The sequence below is a fragment of the Mesorhizobium sp. P2_C4 genome (assembly GCF_056404575.1).
Window position 1 is genome coordinate 113,500 of sequence record NZ_JBFUDT010000002.1, and the last position, 21,928, is coordinate 135,427.

At 66.1% G+C, this 21,928-nt stretch carries 22 protein-coding genes and 1 tRNA gene; 17 read left to right on the plus strand and 6 right to left on the minus strand.

What is annotated here, in order from left to right:
* From AC1DX6_RS06950 to AC1DX6_RS06970, 5 genes are read left to right on the plus strand one after another with little or no spacing between them, the layout of a single operon-like run.
* Positions 1 to 3,537, plus strand: coding sequence for a cobaltochelatase subunit CobN (locus tag AC1DX6_RS06950; protein WP_477312004.1), 3,537 nt, complete (start codon positions 1 to 3; stop codon positions 3,535 to 3,537).
* The gene (gene cobG / locus AC1DX6_RS06955) at positions 3,534 to 4,997 is read left to right on the plus strand and encodes a precorrin-3B synthase (RefSeq protein ID WP_477312005.1); all 1,464 of its coding nucleotides are present in this window, start codon (positions 3,534 to 3,536) and stop codon (positions 4,995 to 4,997) included. The genes AC1DX6_RS06950 and cobG overlap by 4 nt, the downstream gene beginning before the upstream one ends.
* Positions 4,998 to 4,999: 2 nt before the next feature.
* Positions 5,000 to 5,632, plus strand: a complete 633-nt coding sequence (locus AC1DX6_RS06960; RefSeq protein WP_477312006.1) for a precorrin-8X methylmutase — start codon at positions 5,000 to 5,002, stop codon at positions 5,630 to 5,632.
* Positions 5,629 to 6,402, plus strand: coding sequence for a precorrin-2 C(20)-methyltransferase (locus AC1DX6_RS06965; RefSeq protein WP_477312007.1), 774 nt, complete (start codon positions 5,629 to 5,631; stop codon positions 6,400 to 6,402). Before AC1DX6_RS06960 ends, AC1DX6_RS06965 begins: the two co-directional genes overlap by 4 nt.
* A complete protein-coding gene (locus AC1DX6_RS06970) occupies positions 6,399 to 7,163 on the plus strand; it encodes a precorrin-3B C(17)-methyltransferase (RefSeq protein ID WP_477312008.1) in 765 nt (254 codons plus the stop codon). Before AC1DX6_RS06965 ends, AC1DX6_RS06970 begins: the two co-directional genes overlap by 4 nt.
* Here AC1DX6_RS06970 and AC1DX6_RS06975 read toward each other — a convergent pair.
* Positions 7,127 to 7,894, minus strand: a complete 768-nt coding sequence (locus AC1DX6_RS06975) for a cobalt-precorrin-6A reductase (protein WP_477312009.1) — start codon at positions 7,892 to 7,894, stop codon at positions 7,127 to 7,129. The two genes, AC1DX6_RS06970 and AC1DX6_RS06975, sit on opposite strands and share 37 nt — an antisense overlap.
* 1 nt (position 7,895) lies before the next feature.
* Between AC1DX6_RS06975 and cbiE the strand changes: the two genes are divergently transcribed.
* Genes cbiE through cobT form a run of 7 tightly spaced genes read left to right on the plus strand, consistent with a single transcriptional unit; the run spans position 7,896 to position 14,202 of the window.
* On the plus strand, positions 7,896 to 9,125 hold the full coding sequence (cbiE, locus tag AC1DX6_RS06980) for a precorrin-6y C5,15-methyltransferase (decarboxylating) subunit CbiE (RefSeq protein WP_477312010.1): 1,230 nt from the start codon (positions 7,896 to 7,898) through the stop codon (positions 9,123 to 9,125).
* Positions 9,122 to 9,508 (plus strand): cobalamin biosynthesis protein, encoded by a 387-nt coding sequence (locus AC1DX6_RS06985; RefSeq protein ID WP_477312011.1) that lies wholly within the window; start codon positions 9,122 to 9,124, stop codon positions 9,506 to 9,508. Before cbiE ends, AC1DX6_RS06985 begins: the two co-directional genes overlap by 4 nt.
* Positions 9,505 to 10,269: a precorrin-4 C(11)-methyltransferase gene (gene cobM / locus AC1DX6_RS06990; protein WP_477312012.1), complete on the plus strand. Its 765-nt coding sequence runs from the start codon at positions 9,505 to 9,507 to the stop codon at positions 10,267 to 10,269. Before AC1DX6_RS06985 ends, cobM begins: the two co-directional genes overlap by 4 nt.
* Complete coding sequence (gene cobA / locus AC1DX6_RS06995; protein ID WP_477312013.1) at positions 10,266 to 11,084, plus strand: uroporphyrinogen-III C-methyltransferase; 819 nt, start codon at positions 10,266 to 10,268, stop codon at positions 11,082 to 11,084. The genes cobM and cobA overlap by 4 nt, the downstream gene beginning before the upstream one ends.
* Positions 11,081 to 12,394, plus strand: a complete 1,314-nt coding sequence (locus AC1DX6_RS07000; RefSeq protein ID WP_477312014.1) for a cobyrinate a,c-diamide synthase — start codon at positions 11,081 to 11,083, stop codon at positions 12,392 to 12,394. Before cobA ends, AC1DX6_RS07000 begins: the two co-directional genes overlap by 4 nt.
* On the plus strand, positions 12,391 to 13,167 hold the full coding sequence (locus AC1DX6_RS07005) for an adenosylcobinamide-GDP ribazoletransferase (protein ID WP_477312015.1): 777 nt from the start codon (positions 12,391 to 12,393) through the stop codon (positions 13,165 to 13,167). Before AC1DX6_RS07000 ends, AC1DX6_RS07005 begins: the two co-directional genes overlap by 4 nt.
* Positions 13,168 to 13,191: 24 nt before the next feature.
* On the plus strand, positions 13,192 to 14,202 hold the full coding sequence (cobT, locus tag AC1DX6_RS07010) for a nicotinate-nucleotide--dimethylbenzimidazole phosphoribosyltransferase (protein ID WP_477312016.1): 1,011 nt from the start codon (positions 13,192 to 13,194) through the stop codon (positions 14,200 to 14,202).
* Positions 14,203 to 14,325: 123 nt separating this feature from the next.
* Here cobT and AC1DX6_RS07015 read toward each other — a convergent pair.
* A tRNA-Lys gene (locus AC1DX6_RS07015) sits at positions 14,326 to 14,401 on the minus strand.
* A gap of 106 nt (positions 14,402 to 14,507) precedes the next feature.
* Positions 14,508 to 15,416 (minus strand): PhzF family phenazine biosynthesis protein, encoded by a 909-nt coding sequence (locus AC1DX6_RS07020; RefSeq protein ID WP_477312017.1) that lies wholly within the window; start codon positions 15,414 to 15,416, stop codon positions 14,508 to 14,510.
* A 113-nt stretch (positions 15,417 to 15,529) separates the two neighbouring features.
* Between AC1DX6_RS07020 and AC1DX6_RS07025 the strand changes: the two genes are divergently transcribed.
* From AC1DX6_RS07025 to AC1DX6_RS07035, 3 genes are read left to right on the plus strand one after another with little or no spacing between them, the layout of a single operon-like run.
* Positions 15,530 to 16,822: an efflux RND transporter periplasmic adaptor subunit gene (locus AC1DX6_RS07025; RefSeq protein ID WP_477312018.1), complete on the plus strand. Its 1,293-nt coding sequence runs from the start codon at positions 15,530 to 15,532 to the stop codon at positions 16,820 to 16,822.
* Between the two features lie 4 nt (positions 16,823 to 16,826).
* A complete protein-coding gene (locus tag AC1DX6_RS07030; RefSeq protein ID WP_477312019.1) occupies positions 16,827 to 17,534 on the plus strand; it encodes an ABC transporter ATP-binding protein in 708 nt (235 codons plus the stop codon).
* 2 nt (positions 17,535 to 17,536) lie between these two features.
* Positions 17,537 to 18,754, plus strand: a complete 1,218-nt coding sequence (locus AC1DX6_RS07035) for an ABC transporter permease (protein ID WP_477312020.1) — start codon at positions 17,537 to 17,539, stop codon at positions 18,752 to 18,754.
* 101 nt (positions 18,755 to 18,855) lie between these two features.
* Here the strand turns inward: AC1DX6_RS07035 and AC1DX6_RS07040 are convergent, their stop codons facing one another.
* Positions 18,856 to 19,344 carry an SRPBCC domain-containing protein gene (locus AC1DX6_RS07040; RefSeq protein ID WP_477312021.1) on the minus strand — a complete coding sequence of 163 codons (489 nt, stop codon included), beginning with the start codon at positions 19,342 to 19,344 and terminating at the stop codon, positions 18,856 to 18,858.
* A gap of 4 nt (positions 19,345 to 19,348) precedes the next feature.
* The gene (locus AC1DX6_RS07045; protein WP_477312022.1) at positions 19,349 to 19,714 is read right to left on the minus strand and encodes an ArsR/SmtB family transcription factor; all 366 of its coding nucleotides are present in this window, start codon (positions 19,712 to 19,714) and stop codon (positions 19,349 to 19,351) included.
* 170 nt (positions 19,715 to 19,884) lie between these two features.
* Here AC1DX6_RS07045 and AC1DX6_RS07050 point away from each other — a divergent pair, with 170 nt between their 5' ends.
* Positions 19,885 to 20,127 carry a hypothetical protein gene (locus AC1DX6_RS07050; protein WP_477312023.1) on the plus strand — a complete coding sequence of 81 codons (243 nt, stop codon included), beginning with the start codon at positions 19,885 to 19,887 and terminating at the stop codon, positions 20,125 to 20,127.
* A 36-nt stretch (positions 20,128 to 20,163) separates the two neighbouring features.
* Here the strand turns inward: AC1DX6_RS07050 and AC1DX6_RS07055 are convergent, their stop codons facing one another.
* The gene (locus AC1DX6_RS07055) at positions 20,164 to 20,640 is read right to left on the minus strand and encodes an Lrp/AsnC family transcriptional regulator (protein WP_477313621.1); all 477 of its coding nucleotides are present in this window, start codon (positions 20,638 to 20,640) and stop codon (positions 20,164 to 20,166) included.
* Positions 20,641 to 20,787: 147 nt separating this feature from the next.
* Here AC1DX6_RS07055 and AC1DX6_RS07060 point away from each other — a divergent pair, with 147 nt between their 5' ends.
* On the plus strand, positions 20,788 to 21,909 hold the full coding sequence (locus AC1DX6_RS07060) for a 1-aminocyclopropane-1-carboxylate deaminase (protein ID WP_477313623.1): 1,122 nt from the start codon (positions 20,788 to 20,790) through the stop codon (positions 21,907 to 21,909).
* The last annotated feature ends 19 nt before the right edge of the window (positions 21,910 to 21,928 follow it).

Genomic DNA, 21,928 nt, shown 5'->3' on the forward strand with positions numbered 1-21,928 from the left:
ATGCACATCCTCACCACCACATCCGCCTCGCTCGACGATCTCGCCGAGCCTGTCGATCTCCGGCAGACGCCGGCGGATGTCGTTGCGCTGTCCTTTACCGACAGCGATCTCGCCGGACTGGCGGCGGCATGGAAGGCCGACGCGGCACGCTTGCCATCGATGCGGCTCGCGGCACTGCGCGACCTGCGCCATCCGATGTCCGTCGACCTGTGGGTCGACAGCGTTGCCCGCCACGCCAAGGTCATTCTGGTTCGCATCCTCGGCGGCTACGAGTGGTGGCGTTATGGCTGCGACCAGCTCGCCTCGACCGCCCGCGCCCGCGGCATCAAACTGGCGCTGCTGCCGGGCGAGAGCCACGATGAGGATCTGCGCCTGATCGAATCCTCGACGCTGCCGCGCGGGGAGCTCGATGCATTGCTTGGCTATTTCCGCGAGGGCGGCCCTGCGAACATGACCGCGCTGGTGCACAGGCTGGCAGGGTTGGCTGGGCAGGATGCGGCTGTCCTAGAGCCGGTAAGCGTGCCTAAAGCGGGCTACTACGAGCTGAGCCATGGCGTCGTCCCCCTCCCCCTCGAAGTAGAGGGAAAGGTCGTGCCGATCCTCTTCTACCGCTCGATGCTGCTGGCCGCCGACGTCGCGCCGATCGATGCCCTTTTTGAAGCGCTGCGGCAACGCGGCCTCACCCCGGCCCCCATCTTCGTCTCCAGCCTGAAAGACCCGGCATCCCTCGCCTTCGTGGAAACCGCGCTGGCCTCCCTGAACCCCGCCGCCATCATCACCGCGACAGCCTTCGCCTCCGGCGCCGAACCCGGCGTCGAAACCCTGTTCGACCGCGCCGGCGTGCCTGTCTTCCAGGTCATCGTCGCCACCACCCGCCGCGACGTCTGGGACAAGAACCAGCGCGGCCTGGCGCCCGCCGACCTCGCCATGCATGTCGTGCTGCCCGAACTCGACGGCCGCATCCTCGCGGGCGCGATTTCCTTCAAGGGTGAAAGCGAGACCGACCCGGCGCTGGCTTTTCGCTCCTTTGCCAATCGGCCAGAGCCCGACCGCGTGGCGCAGGTGGCAAACCGCGTTGCGGCCTTCATCAAGCTCCAACAGACGCCACGCGCGACGCGCAAGCTCGCCATCCTGATCCCCGACTATCCAAGCGCCCCCGGCCGCACCGGTTATGCCGTCGGGCTCGACGTGCCATCCAGCGTGCTGGCGATGCTGCATGACCTGAAGGAGCAGGGCTATGCGGTTGAAGGGATTCCGCAAACGCCGCGGGAATTGCTCGATTTGTTGGAGCGAAGCGGCGACGAGTTGGGGCTTGCGGAGTATCTCGCCCTTTCGAAGGAGCTGCCGACGGCGGCAATTGCTGCGGTAGATGCCGCATGGGGCAAGGCGGAAGAGGCAGGTTTGCGCGAGGCGCCCCCCTCTGTCCTGCCGGACATCTCCCCCACTTGGGGGGAGATTGGCAGCTCCGCTGCCGGCTCCCTTCCTGCAACGTTTGAGATTGGCGAAAGCGCCGATGACGGCCCAATCTCCCCCCTCGCGGGGGAGATGTCCGGCAGGACAGAGGGGGGCGCGACAGAACGCCGGCCTTCGCCGCGCGCTGGCGAAAAACACTTCCCTTTCCGAGCCGCCACCTTCGGCAACATCACCGTAGCCCTCGCCCCCGATCGCGGCCGCTCCGCCGACCGCCGCGCCGACTATCACGACCCGACGCTCCCCCCACGCCATGCGCTGATCGCCTTTGGTCTCTGGTTGCAAAAATCCCTCGGCGTGCAGGCCCTCATCCATGTCGGCGCCCATGGCACGCTGGAATGGCTGCCCGGCAAGACCGTTGCACTCTCGGAAAACTGCTTTCCCGAGATCGTCACCGGCCCACTGCCCGTCATCTATCCCTTCATCGTCTCCAATCCCGGCGAGGCCGCACAGGCCAAGCGGCGCATTGCCGCCGTCACCCTTGGCCATCTGCCGCCGCCGCTGGCCGGCGCCGGGCTGGACGAAAACCAGCACAGGCTCGAGCGGCTGGTCGACGAGTATGCCCAGGCCGACGGGCTCGACCGCCGCCGCCGCGACCGTCTGGCCAAGCTGATCGTCGAGACGGCGCAAAAGACCGGACTTGCCTCGGAGGCCGGCGTTGCCAAGAGCGATGCGCCCGACGAAGCGCTGCGCCGCATCGACGCCTGGCTCTGCGACCTCAAAGATTTCGCCATCAAGGACGGCCTGCACATCTATGGCCGCGCGCCCGACGACGAGCCCGACGCGATGCGCCGGCAAAGTGCTGCAGCCGAGAAGTCGGCCCTGCTTGCCGCGCTCGACGGCCGCCACGTCAGGGCCGGCCCGGCCGGCGCGCCGGCGCGCGGCCGCTCCGACGTGCTGCCCACCGGCCGCAACCTGTTCGCATCGGACCCGCGCACCATGCCGACCCCGACAGCCTACGATCTCGGCAGAGCGGCGGCGGAAGAGGTCGTGCGCGGCTACATGCAGTCGCATGGCGACTGGCCGCGCTCGCTGGTCATCGACCTCTGGGGCTCGGCCTCGCTGCGCACCGGCGGCGAGGAGATCGCGCAAGGCCTGGCGCTGATGGGCTGCCGGCCGCAATGGGATTCGGCGACCGGTCGCATCACCGGCATTGAGGTGCTGCCGCCGGCCGCTCTCGGACGGCCGCGCGTCGATGTAACCTGGCGCATATCGGGCCTGTTCCGCGACATGTTCCCGACCCAGATCGCGCTGATCGATGCCGCCGCCAGCGCCGTCGCCACACGCGACGAGGAGGATTCGGAAAACCCCCTGGCGGCCCGGACCCGCACGGATGGCAAGATCAGCCCGCGCATTTTCGGCACCTCGCCCGGCACCTACGGCGCCGGCGTCGAGGATCTTTTGGCAAGCGGCGACTGGGGCGCGCGAGAAGAAATCGGCCGCGCCTATCTCAATGCCACGTCGCATGCCTATGGCGGCGCCGAGGGCGAAGGCGTTTCAGCGCCCGGCGCCTTCGAAACCCGCATCGCCGAGGCTGATCTTCTCGTCCACACCGGCGACGACCCCGGCCGCGACATCCTCGAAGGCTCCGCCGACGTCGCCTTCATCGGCGGCTTTTCGGCAGCCCTGGCCGCCCTCGGCAGGAATGCCGACGTCATCGTACTCGACACCACCGATCCGCAAAAGCCGAGGCCGCGCTCGGTTGGCGAGGCAGTGGCCCGCGTCGTGCGTGCTCGCGCGGTCAATCCCCGCTTCATATCAGGTCAGATGCGCCACGGCCCGCGCGGCGCTTCCGAATTCGCCGAAACAGTCGACCGTCTCATCGGCTTCGCCGAAACCACGCATGCCATTTCGGGCACGCTGATCGAGGCCGTGCATGACGCCTATCTCGGCGACGCGGAAGTGCGCGCCTTCATCCTGCGCGAGAACCCTGCCGCCGCAAAAGTCATTGCCGAGCGCTTTCTATCAGCGCGGCGGCGCGGCCTCTGGCATCCCTTGCGCAATTCCATCGACGACGATTTGGCGGCACTGATTGCCGAGGCCCAGGCGTTAGGGGTGGCGGCATGAACGCCTTCTCGCGCCGCGGCGCCTGCCCCGCACTCTCCGCGCCGATGCAGACCGGCGATGGGCTGCTGGTGCGGCTCAACCCGGTAGCGGGAGGACTTTCGCCGAAGCTTTTGATCGGGTTAGCCGAATCCGCCCTGCGGCACGGCAACGGCATCATGGAAGTCACCGCGCGTGGCAGTTTGCAGATCCGCGGGCTGACAACCGAAAGCGCAGCGCTGCTGGCGGCTGAGGTGAATGCGCTGGGCATTGCAGTACGCACCGGCGTGCCGGTAGAGACCGGGCCGCTGGCCGGGCTAGATCCGCACGAGATAGCCGATCCGCGACCGTTGGCTGAGCGGATCAGGATGGCGGTCGTGGAAGCCGGGCTGACGGCAAGATTGGGACCGAAGGTTTCGGTGGTTGTCGACGGCGGTGGGCAACTGACGATGGATGCGGTGACGGCCGATGTGCGGCTTTGTGCGGTGCGCACCGATGCGGGAATTCGGTGGCGGGTGTCTGTCGCTGGTGACGGGCAGAATGCAAGGCCGCTCGCCACGGTGGGAGACGATGCAGCGCGCGATATCACTGTGGCTGCCGTGAGGATGGTTGCCGAGAAGGGCCGTGAGGCACACACAAGGGATTTGTCGGAACGGCAGTTGGCTTCTCTCGCAGGTTGGCACTCCGTCACGCCCCCCTCTGTCCTGCCGGACATCTCCCCCACGGGTGGGGAGATCGGCAGCTTGGACGCCGGCGCTCCAATTGCAACGTCGGTGATTGGCGAAGGCCGAGATGAGAGTTCAATCTCCCCCCTTGTGGGGGAGATGTCCGGCAGGACAGAGGGGGGCGCGAAGGAACTCCGGCCTATCGGAACCTTTGACCTCGCCAACAACGCCACCGCCCTCGGCATCAGCCTGCCCTACGGCAGCATGCCGGCCGACAAGCTCATCGCCCTCGCCCAGCACGCGCTGACCCTCGGTACCACCGAAATCCGCCTCGCCCCAGGCCGAGCCTTGCTTTTCCTCGGCCAGTCACCCGCCGCCAGTCAGCCCCTTCAGGATACCGCCACCGCCCTCGGCTTCGTGACCACCCCCACCGATCCCCGCACACGCATCGCCGCGTGCCCCGGCACACCCGCCTGCGCCTCTGGCCGCATCGCAACGCGCGACATCGCCGAGTCGATCGCTGCTGAAAACGCCGACGTGCTCGACTTCACCCTGCACATTTCCGGCTGTGCCAAGGGCTGCGCTCACCCGGGCCCGGCCGCACTCACACTGGTCGGCGGCGAAAACGGAGCCGGACTTGTCGTGAACGCGACGGCAAAGGCCCTTCCTGCCGGCTACAGGCCGGGCTATGACGCCGCGCGCGGCGTCAGCCGCGTCGCAGCAGCGATCCGCCGCGCACGACTTTCAGGCGAAACCGCCGCCGCTTGCCTGACAAGGCTTGGCGCGGCCGGTGTCGCCGAACTCTACCGACAGGAATGAACATGGCCGCCTACGACTACATCCATGACGGCAACGCGATCTACGAGCGCTCTTTCGCCATCATTCGCGCCGAGGCCGATCTGTCGCGCTTCTCCGACGCCGAGGCCGATGTCGCCATTCGCATGATCCATGCCTGCGGCCAGGTAGAAGCCGCGCGACACTTCGCTTTCTCCAGCGACTTCGTCGCCGCCGCGCGCGCTGCACTTTCGGCCGGTGCGCCGATCTTCTGCGACGCCGAGATGGTTTCGCATGGAGTCACCCGCGCCCGCCTGCCGGCCGGCAACGAGGTGATCTGCACGCTGCGTGACCCGCGCACGCATGACATCGCCAAGGAGATCGGCAACACCCGCTCGGCCGCGGCCATCGACCTCTGGGGCGAGCGCATGGCCGGTTCGGTCGTCGCCATCGGCAATGCGCCGACCGCGCTCTTCTACCTCCTGGAAAAACTGCGCGACGGCGGCCCCAAACCGGCGGCCATCATCGGCATGCCGGTCGGTTTCGTCGGCGCCGCCGAATCGAAGGATGCGCTGGCCGAGAACTCCTATGGCGTGCCCTATGCCATCGTGCGCGGCAGGCTGGGCGGCAGCGCCATGACCGCCGCTGCCCTCAACGCATTGGCGAGGCCGGGCCTGTGAACGCGGCTGTTAAAGAAGGTTTGGCCAAGGGACGTCTCGTCGGCGTCGGCACTGGTCCCGGCGACCCCGAACTGCTGACGCTGAAGGCCGCGCGGGCCTTGGCCGAGGCCGACGTCGTCGCCTATTTCGCCAAGCGCGGCAACAACAGCAACGCGCGCGCCATCGTCGAAGCGCAGTTCCGCCCCGGCATGACCGAACTGCCGTTGCTCTATCCCGTCACCACCGAAATCGACAAGGACCACGACGACTACCGCTCGCAGATCACGGCCTTCTATGAAGAGTCAGCCGAAAAGGTCGCCGAGCACCTCGACGCCGGCCGGATGGTCGCGGTCCTCTCGGAAGGCGATCCGCTGTTCTACGGCTCCTACATGCATTTGCATGTCCGGCTGGCGCACCGTTTCCCCACAGAGGTCATTCCCGGCGTTACCGCCATGTCGGGCTGCTGGTCGGCAACCGGCCTGCCGATCGTCCAGGGCGACGACGTGCTGACCGTGCTGCCGGGCACGATGAGCGAGTTCGAACTAACGCGCCGCCTCGCCGATACCGATGCCGCCGTCATCATGAAGGTCGGCCGCAACCTGCCCAAGATCAGGCGGGCCCTGGAAGCGACCAGCAAATTGTCGCGCGCGGTCTATGTCGAGCGCGGCACCATGCCGGGCAGCGTCTCGATGCGGCTTGCCGACAAGCCGGACGACAAGGCGCCCTATTTCGCCATTGTGCTGGTGGCCGGTTGGTCCGGCCGCCCGCCGGTATCGGGGGGCGAGGCATGAGCGGCCGCGTCACCGTGATAGGCCTGGGACCCGGCAATGCCGACCAGGTCACGCCGGAAGCCAGCCGCGCTGTCGCGCAAGCAAAATTCTTCTATGGCTACAAGCCCTATCTCGACCGCCTTGAGCTGCGCCCGGACCAGACCCGCGTCGCCTCCGACAATCGCGAGGAGCTTGCACGGTCGAAGGATGCGCTGACAAAAGCTGCGCAAGGCCACGACGTCGCCGTTGTCTCGGGCGGCGATCCCGGCGTCTTCGCCATGGCAGCTGCCGTCTGCGAGGCGATCGAGGCTGGTCCGGCCGAATGGCGCGCCGTCGATGTCGCTGTCGTGCCGGGCATCACCGCCATGCTCGCCGTCGCCGCCCGCATCGGCGCGCCGCTCGGCCATGATTTCTGCGCCATCTCGCTGTCCGACAATTTGAAGCCCTGGGAGCTGATCGAACTGCGCCTGCTGGCGGCAGCCGGCGCCGGCTTCGTCATCGCGCTCTACAACCCGATCAGCAAGGCGCGCCCCTGGCAGCTTGGCCGCGCGTTCGAATGCCTCACCGCGATCCTGCCGGGCACCACGCCGGTGATCTTCGGCCGTGCCGCAGGCCGCCCGGACGAGCGCATCGAGGTCTATCTGCTGGCCGATGTCGAGGCTGAAAAGGCCGACATGGCGACCTGCATCATCATCGGCTCGCCGGAAACCAGGATCATCAAGCGCGGCGACAGGCCGGCGCTGGTCTACACGCCGCGGTCGGCAGCGGGCCCAAGAAAATGATCGACCATCGCGGCAAGCGCTTCGACGGATTCGGCGGAGGGAACGTCCGGCAAGGCCGGTCGGCGGACCATCACCACGTCGATGCCCAGCGCGCGCGCCGCGGCGATCTTGCCGTAGGTCGCCGCGCCGCCGCTGTTCTTGGAGACGACGACATCGATGCGATGGCTTTCGAGCAGCGCGCGCTCATCGGCCTCCCGAAACGGCCCGCGCGCCAGCAGATATCTGGCGTCGGGCACCGCCAGCTTCGGCTCGACTGGATCGACGCTGCGGATCAAGTAATGATGCTGCGGTGCCGCCTCGAAGGCGGCGACCTCTTGCCGGCCGAGCGAAAGGAAGACGCGAAGCGGCACAATCCCGAGTATCTTGGCCGCGCCGAAGAAGCTGTCGACCGAGATCCAGCGGTCGCCTTCGACCTGCTCCCAGCCAGGGCGTCTGAGCGCAACGATCGGCGTGCCCGTCTGGCGCGCCGCCTCGGCGGCGTTAGCCGAAATCTGGGCCGCATAGGGATGCGTGGCGTCGATCAGCAGGTCGATGCGCATGTCGTTGAGGTAAGCCGCCAACCCGCCAGCGCCACCAAAGCCGCCGACCCTTGTCGGCACATTTTGCGCGACAGGATTTTCGGTGCGGCCGGCCAGCGACAGCGTGATCGACAGATCATCGCGCGCAGCCAGTTTTCCCGCCAATTGCCGGGCTTCGGTGGTTCCGCCAAGGATCAGAATGCGGTGGGTCATCATGCCTGCTGAAGGTCATTCGCGCCCCGCCTGGCTCACTGTCGTCGGCATCGGCGAGGACGGTTTAGCGGGTCTCGGCGACGAGGCCAAGCGGCGCATTGCCAGGGCCGAAGTGATCTTCGGCGGCAAGCGCCACCTCGCTTTGGTCGCATCCTTCGCCAAAGGCGAGGCACGGCCTTGGCCCATCCCTTTCGATGCCGAAATGCACGACGTGCTGGCGCTTGCGGGCAAAAAGGTCTGCGTGCTCGCCTCCGGCGATCCGTTCTTCCACGGTGTCGGCGTCACCCTCGCCCGCAAGGTGAAGGCGCAGGACATGCACGTCATCCCGGCGCCATCGGCGATTTCGCTGGCCGCTTCCCGCCTCGGCTGGGCGCTGCAGGACATCGAGACCGTCTCGCTGCACGGCCGCCCGCTCGACCTGATCAGGCCGTTGCTGCAGCCTTGCGCCCGTATTCTCGCCCTGACCTCCGACGCCGAGGCGCCGGCGGCGATCGCCCGCCTGCTGGCCGAACTCGACTTCGGCGCCTCGCAGCTGACGGTTCTGGAGGCTTTGGGCGGCCCAAATGAGAAGTTGCGTTCGAGCCGCGCCGACGCCTTCGACCTCACAAACATCAATCCGCTCAACGTTCTGGCCATCGAAATTGAATCAAGTCCGCAAGCACGAATCCTTCCGCTGACATCGGGCCTTGCCGATCATCTGTTCGAGCATGATGGCCAGATCACCAAGCGCGAAGTGCGCGCCATCACGCTGTCGGCGCTGGCCCCCCGGCGCGGCGAATTGCTGTGGGACATCGGCGCCGGCTCCGGATCGATCGGCATCGAATGGATGCTGGCTCATCCCTCGATGCGCGCGGTTGCCATCGAGGCCGACCCGACCCGCGCCGCCCGTATTGGCCGCAACGCCACCACCTCAGGCGTTCCCGGCCTTGTCGTGGTGGAAGGCAGCGCACCGAAGGCTCTTGCCGGCTTGCCAACGCCCGACGCGATCTTCATCGGTGGCGGCGGCAGTGATTCAGGCGTGCTGAACGCCGCCATCAAGGCGCTGCGCGCCGGCGGCCGCCTCGTCGCCAATGCTGTGACGCTGGAAATGGAAACCTTGCTGCTTGCCCGCCATGCGTCGCTCGGCGGCGATCTCACCCGCATCGCGGTCTCGCGCGTGACGCCGGTCGGCTCGATGCAGGCCTGGCGGCCGGCGATGCCGGTCACCCAATGGAGCTGGGTGAAACCATGATGGTCGCGGGCATCGGCAGCCGGAAGGGTGTCAGCGTTGAAGACGTGCTTGCGGCGATTGAAACCGCGCTCGAAGTGCATGGGCTGACGATGACGGCGCTTTCGGCGCTGGCCACCGCCACTCTCAAGCGCGACGAAGACGCAATCTTTGCCGCAGGCCGCGAGCTCGACCTTCCGGTTATCGTTGTCGAAGACGAGGCGCTCAAGGTGGCCTCATCGGGCACACTCAGCCGTTCCGACCTATCGCAGGCGCAAGCCGGCACGCCATCGGTTTCCGAGGCTTCCGCCCTTGCCGTCGCCGGCGCCGGTGCAAGGCTGCTTGGCCCTCGCACCGTGCTCGGCTCGGTCACCTGCGCCATCGCCATCAGCGGAGATGCGCCATGACCGTCCATTTCATCGGCGCCGGTCCCGGTGCCGCAGACCTGATCACCCTGCGCGGCGCGAGGCTGCTGGCAAGCTGCCCGGTCTGCCTGCATGCCGGCTCGATCGTCGCGCCTGAATTGCTGCAGCACTGCGCACCCGGCACCAAGCTGATCGACACCGCGCCGATGTCGCTCGACGAGATCGAGGCGGAATATGTTGCGGCCCACAAAGCCGGCCAGGATGTCGCCCGCCTGCATTCCGGCGACCTGTCGGTGTGGAGCGCCGTTGCTGAGCAGATCCGCCGGCTGGAAAAGCACGGCATCCCCTACACACTGACGCCGGGCGTGCCCTCCTTCGCTGCTGCCGCCGCCGCACTGCGCCGCGAACTGACCATTCCTGAAGTCGCGCAAAGCCTGGTGCTGACCCGCATCTCCGGCCGCGCCTCAAAAATGCCGCCCGGTGAAACGCTGGCCGGTTTCGGCCGCACTGGCGCGACGCTCGCCATTCATCTGGCCATCCATGCTATCGACCGCGTCGTCACCGAGCTGACGCCTCTCTATGGCGCCGATTGCCCGGTTGCAGTGGTCTTCCGCGCCTCCTGGCCGGACGAGCGCGTGCTGACCGGCACGCTGGCGACCATCGAAGCTCTGCTCGCCGCCGATCCGATGGAGCGCACGGCGATCATCTTCGTCGGCCGTTCGCTGGCGGCGGAAGGTTTTGGCGAGAGTTCACTTTACGACGCCCACTATCAGCGGCGTTTTCGCGGACGGGACGGATTGTGAGCGGCAGCGCCAAAAACAACGGCGGAAACGCCACGGTCGAGCAGGCACTGGCCCGGCTGAACTTCAAGCCGCGCCAGCTGGAATCTGGCCATGTCTGGCTGACCGGCGCCGGCCCCGGCGATCCCGGCTGCCTGACGCTGGAAGTGCTGGCAGCGCTTGGACAGTGCGACGCCCTCGTCTACGACGCACTGGTCTCGCCTGACGTCGTCGCCGTGGCCGAAGGCGCGGAGCTGTTCTATGCCGGCAAGCGCGGCGGAAAACCGTCGATGAAGCAGGACGACATCACCGCTTTGCTGGTCCGGCTGGCGCGCGAAGGCCGCCGCGTCGTCAGGCTGAAGGGTGGCGATCCCTACATTTTCGGCCGCGGCGGCGAAGAAGCTTTGGCGCTGGCGCGTGAAAGTATCCCGTTTCGCGTCCTGCCCGGTCTCACCTCGGGTCTGAGTGCGCTGGCCGCGACCGGCATTCCGGCCACCATGCGCGGCATCAACAAGGCGGTGATCCTGGCCACCGGCCATGCCGCCGGCACCGATGACGACCTCGATTGGGCGGCAATCGCCCACACCGGTCAGCCGGTAGTGATCTATATGGGGATGGCCAATCTGCCGGTTATCGCAGCCTCCCTGCTCGAGGGCGGGCTGGCGCCGTCGACGCCGGCAGCGGTGATCGTCGCTGCAACCACACCGCAGGAGCGCATCGTCGTCGCCACGCTCGCCACCATCGCCGAGCAAGCCGCGGCGGCCGGGCTGGCCTCGCCGGCGCTCATCGTCGTCGGTGGCATTGTCGCCATGCGCGCGGCACTGGCGGGCGAACCATGACCCGCGCCATCATCATCGGCGCGCCGCGCTCCGGTTCGGGCAAGACCAGCGTCACCATCGGCATTTTGCGCGCGCTCGCCCGGCGCGGCCTGAAGGTGCGCGGCGCCAAGTCTGGCCCCGACTATATCGATCCCGGTTTCCACACCGCCGCCACCGGCCTGTCCGGAGTCAACCTCGACAGCTGGGCGATGTCGCCGGCATTGCTCAACGCGCTGGCCGGCAACGCCACCGAGGATGCCGACTTCGTCTTCCTCGAAAGCGCCATGGGCCTGTTCGACGGCATTCCCGCCGCTCCGGGCCGCACCGGCTCGGCCGCCGACCTCGCGCGCCTCTATGGCCTGCCGGTGCTGCTGGTGCTCGATGTCTCGGGCCAGTCGACCACGGCGGCGGCCGTAGCCAAGGGTTTTGCCACCTACGATCCGAATGTGCGCATGGCAGGCGTGGTGCTCAACCGCCTCGGCAGCGAACGCCACCGCAAACTGTGCAGCGAGGCCATCGAGGCACTCGGCCTGCCGGTCGTCGGTGCCATCCTGCGCGATCCCTCGCTGAACCTGCCCGAGCGCCATCTCGGCCTCGTCCAGGCCGGTGAGTACGACAACCTGATGGCGCATCTCGACCGTCTGGCCGACATGGTCGAAAAGTCACTCGACCTCGACGCCATCATGGCGCTGGCAGCGCCCTTTACGCCGGCGCCGGGCAGTTTCGGCGACGCCTTGCCGCCGCCCGGCCAGCGCATCGCTCTGGCCGAAGACGCCGCCTTCACCTTCCTCTATCCGCATGTCGCCGCGCATTGGCGCCAGGCCGGAGCAGAAATCGTCCCCTTCTCGCCGCTCGCCGACGAACCACCCGATAACAGCTGCGATGTCTGCTGGCTGCCCGGCGGCTATCCCGAGCTTCACGCCGGCAAACTCGCTGCTGCTGCAAATTTCCGCTCCGGCATGGCACGCTTTGCCGCGACGAAGCCGGTGCATGGCGAGTGCGGCGGCTTCATGGTTCTGGGGGAAGCGCTGGAAGACGCGTCTGCCGAGACGCACAAAATGCTCGGCCTGCTCGGCCATTCCACCAGTTTTGCCAAGCGCAAGATGAACCTCGGTTATCGGGAGGCTACGCTGCGCGCCGACTGCCCGCTCGGATCAAAGGGCGCGCTGATCCGCGGCCATGAATTCCACTATGCGCAGATGATTGCGACCGGCAATGACGAGCCGCTGGCCGACCTCGCCGATGGCCAGGGCAATCCGATCGGCGCCTCCGGCTATCGGCGCGGCCCTGTCAGCGGCACGTTCTTCCATGCCATTGCGAGGGGCCAATGAAGCTCCCGAACATGAACCTTTCGCCGCGGCAGGTCGTTGACGACATCGCGCTTTGCCTGGTCTTCTTCACCCGGCTGCCGCTGCCCGTCTTCGACTTTCGCGGCCGCAGCCTTGCCGCCGCGATCTGGGCCGCACCGGTCGCCGGCCTCGTCGTCGGCCTGATCGGCGCGGTCGTCTACGCCACGGCGGAAAGGTTTGGCCTCGCCATGGGGCCGGCGACGGCACTTGCGCTGACCGCAACCTTGCTCACCACCGGCTGCCTGCACGAGGACGGGCTTTCCGATGTCGCCGACGGCTTTGGCGGCGGCAAGTCACGCGGCCGCAAACTGGAAATCATGCATGACAGCCGCATCGGCGCCTATGGCGCATCGGCACTTGGCCTGTCGCTGCTGATCCGCTGGAGCGCGCTTTCGCAATTCGCCGATCCCAACCAGGCCCTGTTCGCCCTCCTGGCCGCACACGCGGCCTCGCGCGGCCTGCTCGGCGCCTTCATGCACCTGCTGCACCCCGCGCGGTCCGATGGCCTCTCAGCCGGCGCCGGCACCGTCTCGCGGGAAACCGCCATAGCCGGCGCCGTGCTCGGCGCGGTACCACTCCTCTTGCTCGGGCTCGGCGGCGCGGTTTTCGCGCTCATCCTGCTCGGCCTACTGTTTTTCGCCTTCCGCGCGCTCTGCCTCAGCCAGATCGACGGCCAGACCGGCGATACGGTCGGCGCGCTGCAACAGTTGGCCGAGATCGCAATCCTGCTCGTCGCTTCCGTTTCCCTGTCCTGACTCTCTTTCGGAGACTTTGCCCCCATGCCCTTCAAATCGCTCGAAGACCTGCGCGCCGCTTGCCTTGACCTGCCCGCCGGCAGCGAAACCGCAGCCAATGCCGTCGCCCGCCGCCAGGACACGCTGACCAAGCCGCAAGGCAGCCTTGGCCGGCTGGAGACCATCGCCGCCTGGCTCGCCCGCTGGCAGGGCCGCGACATGCCGAAGCTTGACCGCGTGAAAGTCTTCGTCTTCGCCGGCAACCATGGCGTCACCGCGCAAGGCGTGTCGGCCTTCCCGTCTGAGGTCACCGTGCAGATGGTGGCGAATTTCGCCGGCGGCGGCGCCGCCATCAACCAGCTCGCCCGCATCGCCGGCGCCGAACTTGACGTCATTCCGCTCGACCTCGACCATCCAACAGGCGACTTCACGCAAACGCCGGCGATGGACGACAAGGCGTTCCTCGCCGCCGTCTCGGCCGGCTATGACGCGGTGACGAAAGACATCGACCTCGTCTGCTTCGGCGAGATGGGCATCGGCAACACCACGCCGGCCGCAGCCATATCGGCTGCTCTGTTCGGCGGCGGCGCAGAGAAATGGACCGGGCGCGGCACCGGCGTCGACGATGCCGGCCTCAAGCGAAAGGTCACCGCCATCGAAGCCGGCCTCAAGCGCCACGCAGGCGCCCTGGCAGACCCGCTCGGCATCGCCGCAGCGCTCGGCGGCCGTGAACTCGCCGCCATCTTCGGCGCCACGCTGGCCGCCCGCCATCTCGGCGTGCCTGTGCTGCTCGACGGTTTCGTCTGCACCGCAGCTGCAGCACCGCTGGCGAAGCTTCACCCGGCCGGTCTCGCCCACACGCTCGCCGCCCATGTCTCGGCCGAATCAGGCCACCGCCGCCTGCTCGAAGCGCTCGAACTGCCGCCGCTGCTCGACCTCGGCATGCGGCTCGGCGAAGGCTCCGGCGCCTGCCTCGCCGTCAACATCGTCCGCTCGGCGCTGGAATGCCACGCCCGCATGGCAAGTTTTGCCGAGGCTGGTGTTTCGGAGAAGTAATCGGACAAGTCCTGAGGTGTCGCATCAGGATGCGGCACCTCGGCGATACGCGGTCTCGACAAAGTCAAAACCGGCTCATGTCGCCGTTCTTCTAAGGTCTTTCCACCAAATCCGGGAGATCTTTGGTGGGTGCGCACAGGATTGAACTGTGGACCCGCTGATTAAGAGTCAGCTGCTCTACCAACTGAGCTACGCACCCACTCGACCGGCAAAACCGGTGTTGGCGGGCATATAGCCGCCGATACCGGTCATGTCCAGCCCTGCCGGAATCATTTCCCGACAAATCGCTGAAGTGCCGCAGATGGTCAGACGAACAGCTTGCCCTCCGCCACCTTGATGGCATGGCCGCCGATGCGCGCCGAGGCCAGTTTTCCGCCTTCGACAGTGAGTTCGAGGCGGATTCGCGAGGGACGGCCCATCTCCAGGCCCTGCTCGATCCACAGCTGCGAAATACCGTCCGTCGGGGCGTCGAAATGCATGATGGCGCCGGCGAAGGCGGCGGCCGCCGAACCGGTCGCCGGATCTTCGTAGGAAGGGGTGCCCGGCACGATCATGCGGACATGGAAGGCGCTTTCGTGGTTCACCGTCTCGCGGCAATAGACATACGGGCTGGCGAAGGCCCATTCGCTCTTGCGCGGCGCCAGTTCCGACCACGCCTGGTTGTCCAGCTTAATCCGCGCCGCCGCTTCCAGATTGGCGACGGGGATGGTCACATAGGGCACGCCGGCCGACCAGAACGACACCCGGTGATTCTCGAAGCCGATCTCATGCGGCGCCAGGCCAAGGGCGGCGCCAATCGCCACCGGATCGGCGGACAATTCCAGCGGTTCCGGCAGTTTGGCCAGGTCGAATTCGGCAAAGGTGGCGCCATCGTGTTTGCTGACGGCGCAGCGCACCGGGCCGATATTCTCTTCCAGCACAAAGATGCCGGCGCCGCCCTCGCCTGCCAGCTCGGCGAGCGCGATCGCCGAACCCACGGTCGGATGACCGGCAAACGGCATTTCGTAATCGGGCGTGAAGATGCGGATACGGTTTCGGTGCTTGGGATTGTCCGGCGGCAACACGAAGACCGATTCGGACAGGTTGAACTCGCGCGCGATGGCCTGCATGGCGGCGGTATCCAGCCCCTTGCTGTTGAGCACGACGGCCAGCGGATTGCCGGCCAGCCGATCGGTGGTGAACACGTCGTAGAGCAAGTAATTGCGGGTCCGCATTGTCGAAAGCCTTCTGCCTCAAATCCCAACATGGGCGAAATTTAATTTGATATTCGAACCAGTAAGCCTGATCTGTGCACTGATAGGGACATCGCGCATTATAGGGGTCCGGCGTGGACCAGATTGTCAATCTGCCAAAGACGGAATCGGATTCCGCCATCGAGACGGCGCTCGGCCTTGATCACACAGGGCGGCGCAAGACACGTCGCCGTGGCTGGCTCTATGGCCTGTTGGCGCTGATCGTCATCGCCGCAAGCCTCGCCTCCTACCAATGGTATGCCGGCTCCCCCGCCAAGATCGACTACACCACGGTGCCGGCCGCCATTGCCGATCTCACCGTCGCGGTCTCGGCCACAGGCACGTTGCAGCCCCTCACCCAGGTCGATATTTCCAGCCAGCTGTCGGGCGTCGTCCGCTCGGTCTCGGTCAACGAGAACCAGCAGGTCAAGAAGGGCGACGTGCTGGCCGCGCTCGACACCACCAAGCTGGAGGTGCAGATCGAACGGGCGCAAGCGTCCGCCAAGGCAGCCGGCGCCAATGTCGAGGACGCCACAGTCACGTTGAAGGAGAACGAAAGCGCGCTCACCCGCGCGGCCGAGCTGACCAGGCGCGGCATGGCGACCGACCAGTCGCTCGAAGCCGCAACCGCGACGCGCGACCGCTCCAAGGCGGCGCTGGATAGCGCTGAGGCCAATCTCGCCATCGCCAATGCCGATCTGAAATCACAGCAGACGGACCTCGCCAACAGCACCATCTATGCCCCGATCGACGGCATCGTGCTGACGCGTTCGGTCGATCCCGGCCAGACCGTCGCCTCCTCGCTGCAGGCGCCGGTGCTGTTCATCATCGCCGCCGATCTCAGGAACATGGAGCTGGTGGCGGCGGTCGACGAGGCCGACATTGGCGCGGTCAAGACCGGCCAGCATGCCCGCTTCACCGTCGATGCCTTCCCCGATCGGCCGTTCGACGCCGAGATCCGCGACATCTCCTTTGCCTCGGTGACCACCGACGGCGTCGTCACCTACAATGCGCGGCTCGAGGTCGACAACAACGAGCTTCTGTTGCGGCCCGGCATGACCGCCACTGTCTCGGTCGTCACCAGGCAGGCCAAGGGCGTGCTCACCGTGCCGTCCACCGCCTTCCGCTATCGCCCGGCGCAGCAGGCCGCCCGCACATGGAGCCTGAGCGACCTGTTCACCGGCCGCATGGGCCGTCCGGGCGGCAATCGGCAGCGCCAGCAGCCGACACCGCCCACCGACGGCTCGCGCACGCTCTATGTGCTGGAGAACGGTCGGCCGCGCGCGGTCAACGTCAAGATCGGTTCCACCGACGGCGAACTGACCGAGATCACGTCAGGCCTTGGCGAAGGCGCACTGGTCATCACCGCGTCGCAGCAGCGGAGCTAAGGCCGTGGCGGCCGGCGCGACCCTCATCAGCTTCGACAAGGTCTGGAAGACCTATGGCCAGGGCGAGGCCAGGGTGCATGCGCTGGCCGGTGTCGACCTCGCCATCCGCCGCGGAGAATTCGTCGCCATCATGGGTCCATCAGGCTCCGGCAAATCGACGGCGATGAACATCATCGGCTGCCTCGACACGCCGACGGCGGGAACCTACGCCTTCATGGGCGTCGATGCCGGCCGGCTCGACCGCAACCGCCGCGCCTTGCTGCGCAATCTCTATGTCGGCTTCGTCTTCCAGGGTTACAATCTCCTGCCACGCACCACGGCGGCGGAAAATGTCGAGCTGCCGTTGATCTATCGTGGTGTCGCCGCCCGCGAGCGTCGCGATCTCGCCATGCAGGCGCTGGCGCAGGTCGGGCTCGTCGGCCGCGAGCACCATACGCCGGCCGAACTCTCCGGCGGCCAACAGCAGCGCGTGGCGATCGCCCGCGCCATCGTCACCAGGCCGACGCTGCTCGTCGCCGACGAGCCGACCGGCAATCTCGACACCGCCCGCACGCACGAGATCATGGAACTGTTGACGCGCCTCAACACCGAGCTTGGCCTGACCATCGCCATGGTCACGCACGAGGCCGATGTCGCCGGCTATGCCGAGCGCACGATCCGCTTCCTCGACGGCCATGTCGCCTCTGACACGATGAAATTTGAGGTGGCGTAACCATGCTCTGGGAAACTGTCCGCCTCTCGCTGATCTCCATTCGCCGCAACGTGCTGCGCTCGTTCCTGACGTTGCTCGGCATCGTCATCGGCGTCGCCGCCGTCATCGCCATGCTGACCATCGGCTCTGGCACCACCGAAAAGGTCAAGGCCGACATCTCCAAGCTCGGCAGCAATCTCCTAGTCGTCCGCTCCGGGAGACCCGCAGGCCCCGGCGGACCCGGTGGGCTCGACCAGATCGTCCGGCCGCTGGCCGAAAAGGACCTTGCCGCGCTAGTCGCGCATCTCACCGGCGCCCGCGCCATTTCGCCGGCCTCGCAAAAGCAGGTCCGCGTCATCTTCGGCACTGAGAGCCTGACCTCGGGCGTCACGGGCACCGACAGCGCCTATCTCGACGCCCGCGACTGGAAGCTGGTTTCGGGACGGCCGTTCAGCGATTCCGAGACACGCTCGGGCACCGGCGTGTGCCTGATCGGCGAGACGGTGCGCCAGCAATTCTTCGGCGCCGGCGATCCCGAAGGCGAGATCATCCGCGTCAACCGCACCTCCTGCAAGATCATCGGCCTGCTCGAGCCGAAGGGCTATACCGGCTTCGGCCAGGACCAGGACAATGTCGTGCTGATGCCGCTTGCCGCCTACCAGCGCCGCATCGCCGGCAATCGCGACATCGACAACATCTACGTCGCCGCCGACGACACGACGCCGACCAGCGAATTGCAGACCCGCGTCGAGGATATTTTGCGCGACACGCGCCGCATCACGCCCGACCGCGAGGACGATTTCTCGATCCGCGACATGACCCAGATCGCCGACGCAATGGCCAGCGCCACCACCACCATGACCGGCATGCTGGGTGCTGTGGCCGGCGTCAGCCTGCTGGTCGGCGGCATCGGTATCATGAACATCATGCTGGTCTCGGTGACCGAGCGCACCCGCGAGATCGGCATCAGGCTGGCCATCGGCGCGCACGAGAAACACATACTCATCCAGTTCCTGGTCGAAGCGACGGTTCTGTCCCTACTCGGCGGCATCATCGGCATCCTGATCGGCCTGGCGCTGGCGGGTCTCGCCTCGGTAACGCTGACCATCCCGTTCGCGCCAAGCCCGGCGGTCATCCTGCTCGCCGTCGGTTTTTCCGCGCTGATCGGCATGGTGTTCGGCTTCTTCCCGGCACTGCGCGGCGCCAGGCTCGATCCGATCGACGCGCTGCGGCACGAGTAAGCCGAGGCCAGCTCGACGGGGACCTCCATCCACAAGCTTGGGATGTTTGCTGTCGCCGTCCGATCAGCGACCGGTCAACGCTGCTCCATGCGTGGACGACTTCATGACCCTCCCCCGCCCGCGCCCAGGGCGACGAGAAGTTCATCCAGTTGCTCGAACTGCTCGCCCATCGCATCCGCCGCCCCGGTCCCGGCAGCGTCGAGAGCTTCCTTCGAGGGATAGAGTTCGTGCAGGACCAGCAGCGTCTTGCCACCCTTTTCCTCGAAGGTCACCGTGGTGACGGGTCCAACGTCACCACCTTCGTCATTGGTCCAGACGATGCGCGAGTGCGGTATCACTTCGACATACCTGCCGAAGAACTCGTCAGAGTTTGAGGCATCGTGGCCGAACACCAGACGGTACGTGCCACCGGTACGAGCATCCATCTCGCAGGAACGCAGGAACATGCCCATCGACTTCGGCGCCCACCACCGCATGAACAGCTCGGGCTTGGTCCACGCCTCGAACACGATGCGCGCCGGGCCGTTGACGGTTCGCGTAACGACCAGCTCTCGCTCGGACTTCCGTTCGACCGTCGTGCGGTTGTTCATGGGCTCACTCTCTCTTCTGGCGTCCATCGGCTTTCTCCTTCTGTTTCAATTCCTCGACAACCTTGTCCAACTCGTCGAAGCGTGCGTCCCAGACCTGGCGATACCTCTCGATCCATGCCGCCTCTTCCTCCAGTCGGCGCAGGCCGAGCTTGCAGGTCCGAACGCGCCCGACCTTTTCCGTGGTGACGAGCCCCGCCTGCTCCAAGACGCCGACATGCTTCTTCATGCCCGTGAGGGTCATGTGGAACTTCTCGGCGAGCTCCGTGATCGAAGCATCGGAACGTCCGAGCTGCTCCAGAACGCCGCGTCGGGTGGTGTCCGAGAGCGCGGCGAACGAAGTATCGAGATGGGGGCGATGATACTGAACCATGTGGTTCAGTATCTAGCAGACGGATTGGCGGCATGCAAGGGGAGGCCGAGCGCGTGCTGCGTTGCCGGCCGCCTTCGCTCGCAAATCGACACCATTTCGATGCAGATTCGATCGACTTGGCGATCTCCAGGCCCTAAGGCAAGATATCTCTGGTCAGGGGCGAACAACGCATGAGCAAGAAGGCACGACTGATCTTGGTGATGTTCATCATCGAGGCCGCATTGGCAGGCCTCTGGTGGTATCTTGCCGGCTACGGCATGGCCAATCCCGATCGCGTCCATGCCGATTTCCAGCAGGTCGTCGGCCAGACGATGGGAATGGCGATGGGCGGGTTGCTCGGTCTCGGCGTTATTTTGTTCTTTGTCGCCGCTCGCAACGACCGCAAGGCGGCGCAGAACAAGGGGCAAGGCTGACCGTCAGCCACATCTGAACAGGGGACAAGCGGTCTGTCAAAACGGCAGCCGCGCGTTCTCTTTGACCTCCTTCATGACGAAGAAAGTCCGGGTTTGCCGAACGCCGGGTAACGCGATCAGCTTTTGCCCGTGCAGCTTGTTGAAATCCGCCATGTCGCGAACTCTTATCTTCAACAGATAGTCGAAGTCGCCCGCCACGAGATTGCAATCCAGCACTTCCTTAAGTTCGTTCACGGCCGCCTCGAAGGCAGCGAAGCTGTCAGGCGTTGAACGGTCGAGCACGACGCCGACCATGACCAGAGCGCCAAGTCCGACTGCAACGGGCGCGATCTCCGCCCTGACTCCGGTGATGTAGCCTTCATCGAACAGGCGTTGTGTGCGCCGATGGCAGGTGGCTGCGCTGACATTCACCCGGGCCGCCAGATCGGCATTGGTCAGCCGTCCCTCGGCCTGAAGGGCGCGCAGGATCTTGAGATCGATGCGGTCGAGAGCTTCGGTGGAAGATTCTTCCATTTTTAGGCGCTCAAGTGGACGAACAGGCCAATCATACTGCAACTGTATGGGATGTGTGCAAATTTCATAAGCAAGTTCGAGAGCACCTTTCGCATGAGTTCGCACATAATGAGCCCATAGAAAACGACCACGGAGGAGACTAATATGATGTCGCTTCTCGCAAAGTTTGAACGTTATCCGCTGACCTTCGGCCCGACGCCTATCGAGCATCTGCCACGGCTGAGCGCGGCGTTGGGCGGGAAAGTACAGGTTTACGCAAAGCGTGATGATTGCAATTCCGGGCTCGCCATGGGCGGGAACAAGCTACGAAAGCTCGAATACATCGTGCCTGACGCTATTCGCTCCGGCGCCGACACGCTGGTGTCGATTGGCGGCGTCCAGTCGAACCATACGCGCATGGTCGCCGCGACGGCCGCCAAGATCGGCATGAAATGCGTGGTGATCCAAGAGAAGTGGGTGCCCCACTATGATGCGGTCTACGATCGGGTCGGAAACATCCTGATGACACGTCTGATGGGGGCGGACTGCCGGCTCGTCGACGACGGCTTCGACATCGGCATCCGCAAGAGCTGGGAGGACGCGATCCAGTCGGTGAAGGACGCAGGCGGCAAGCCCTATCCGATCCCGGCCGGCGCCTCCGTGCACAAATTCGGCGGGCTGGGCTATGTCGGCTTCGCCGAGGAGGTCGCAAGGCAGGAGGCCGAGCTCGGCTTCATCTTCGACTACATAATCGTCTGCGTCGTGACCGGTTCGACGCAGGCCGGCATGATCGTTGGCTTCGCCGCACAAGACCGCGCCGACCGGGTGATTGGCATCGACGCCTCCGGGACATTGGACCAGACTCGCGCGCAGGTCCGCCGCATCGTCGACGACACTGCCGCCCTCGTCGGGCTCGGCCGCGCCGTCCGCGACGACGAAATCGTGATCAATCCCGACTATGCCTATCCGGCCTATGGCGTTCCGTCGGAAGCCACGAATGACGCGATCCGGTTGGCGGCCCGCACGGAGGCCATGATCACCGATCCGGTGTACGAGGGGAAGTCGATGCAGGGCCTGATCGATCTTACCAGAAAAGGCTTCTTCCCCGAGGGCGCCAGAGTTCTCTACGCCCATCTCGGCGGCGCCCCGGCCATCAACGGCTACAGCTATTACTACAAGGACGATGGCGCCAGCCTTCCGGGCCGGCCGAAACAAGCGGTGGTCCCAGTGGTTGAACCTCGCATCCCGGAGAGTTCGCAATACGACGCGCTGCCGCCGCTCTTTCCGTAGTTCGGTTTCGATTCAGGCG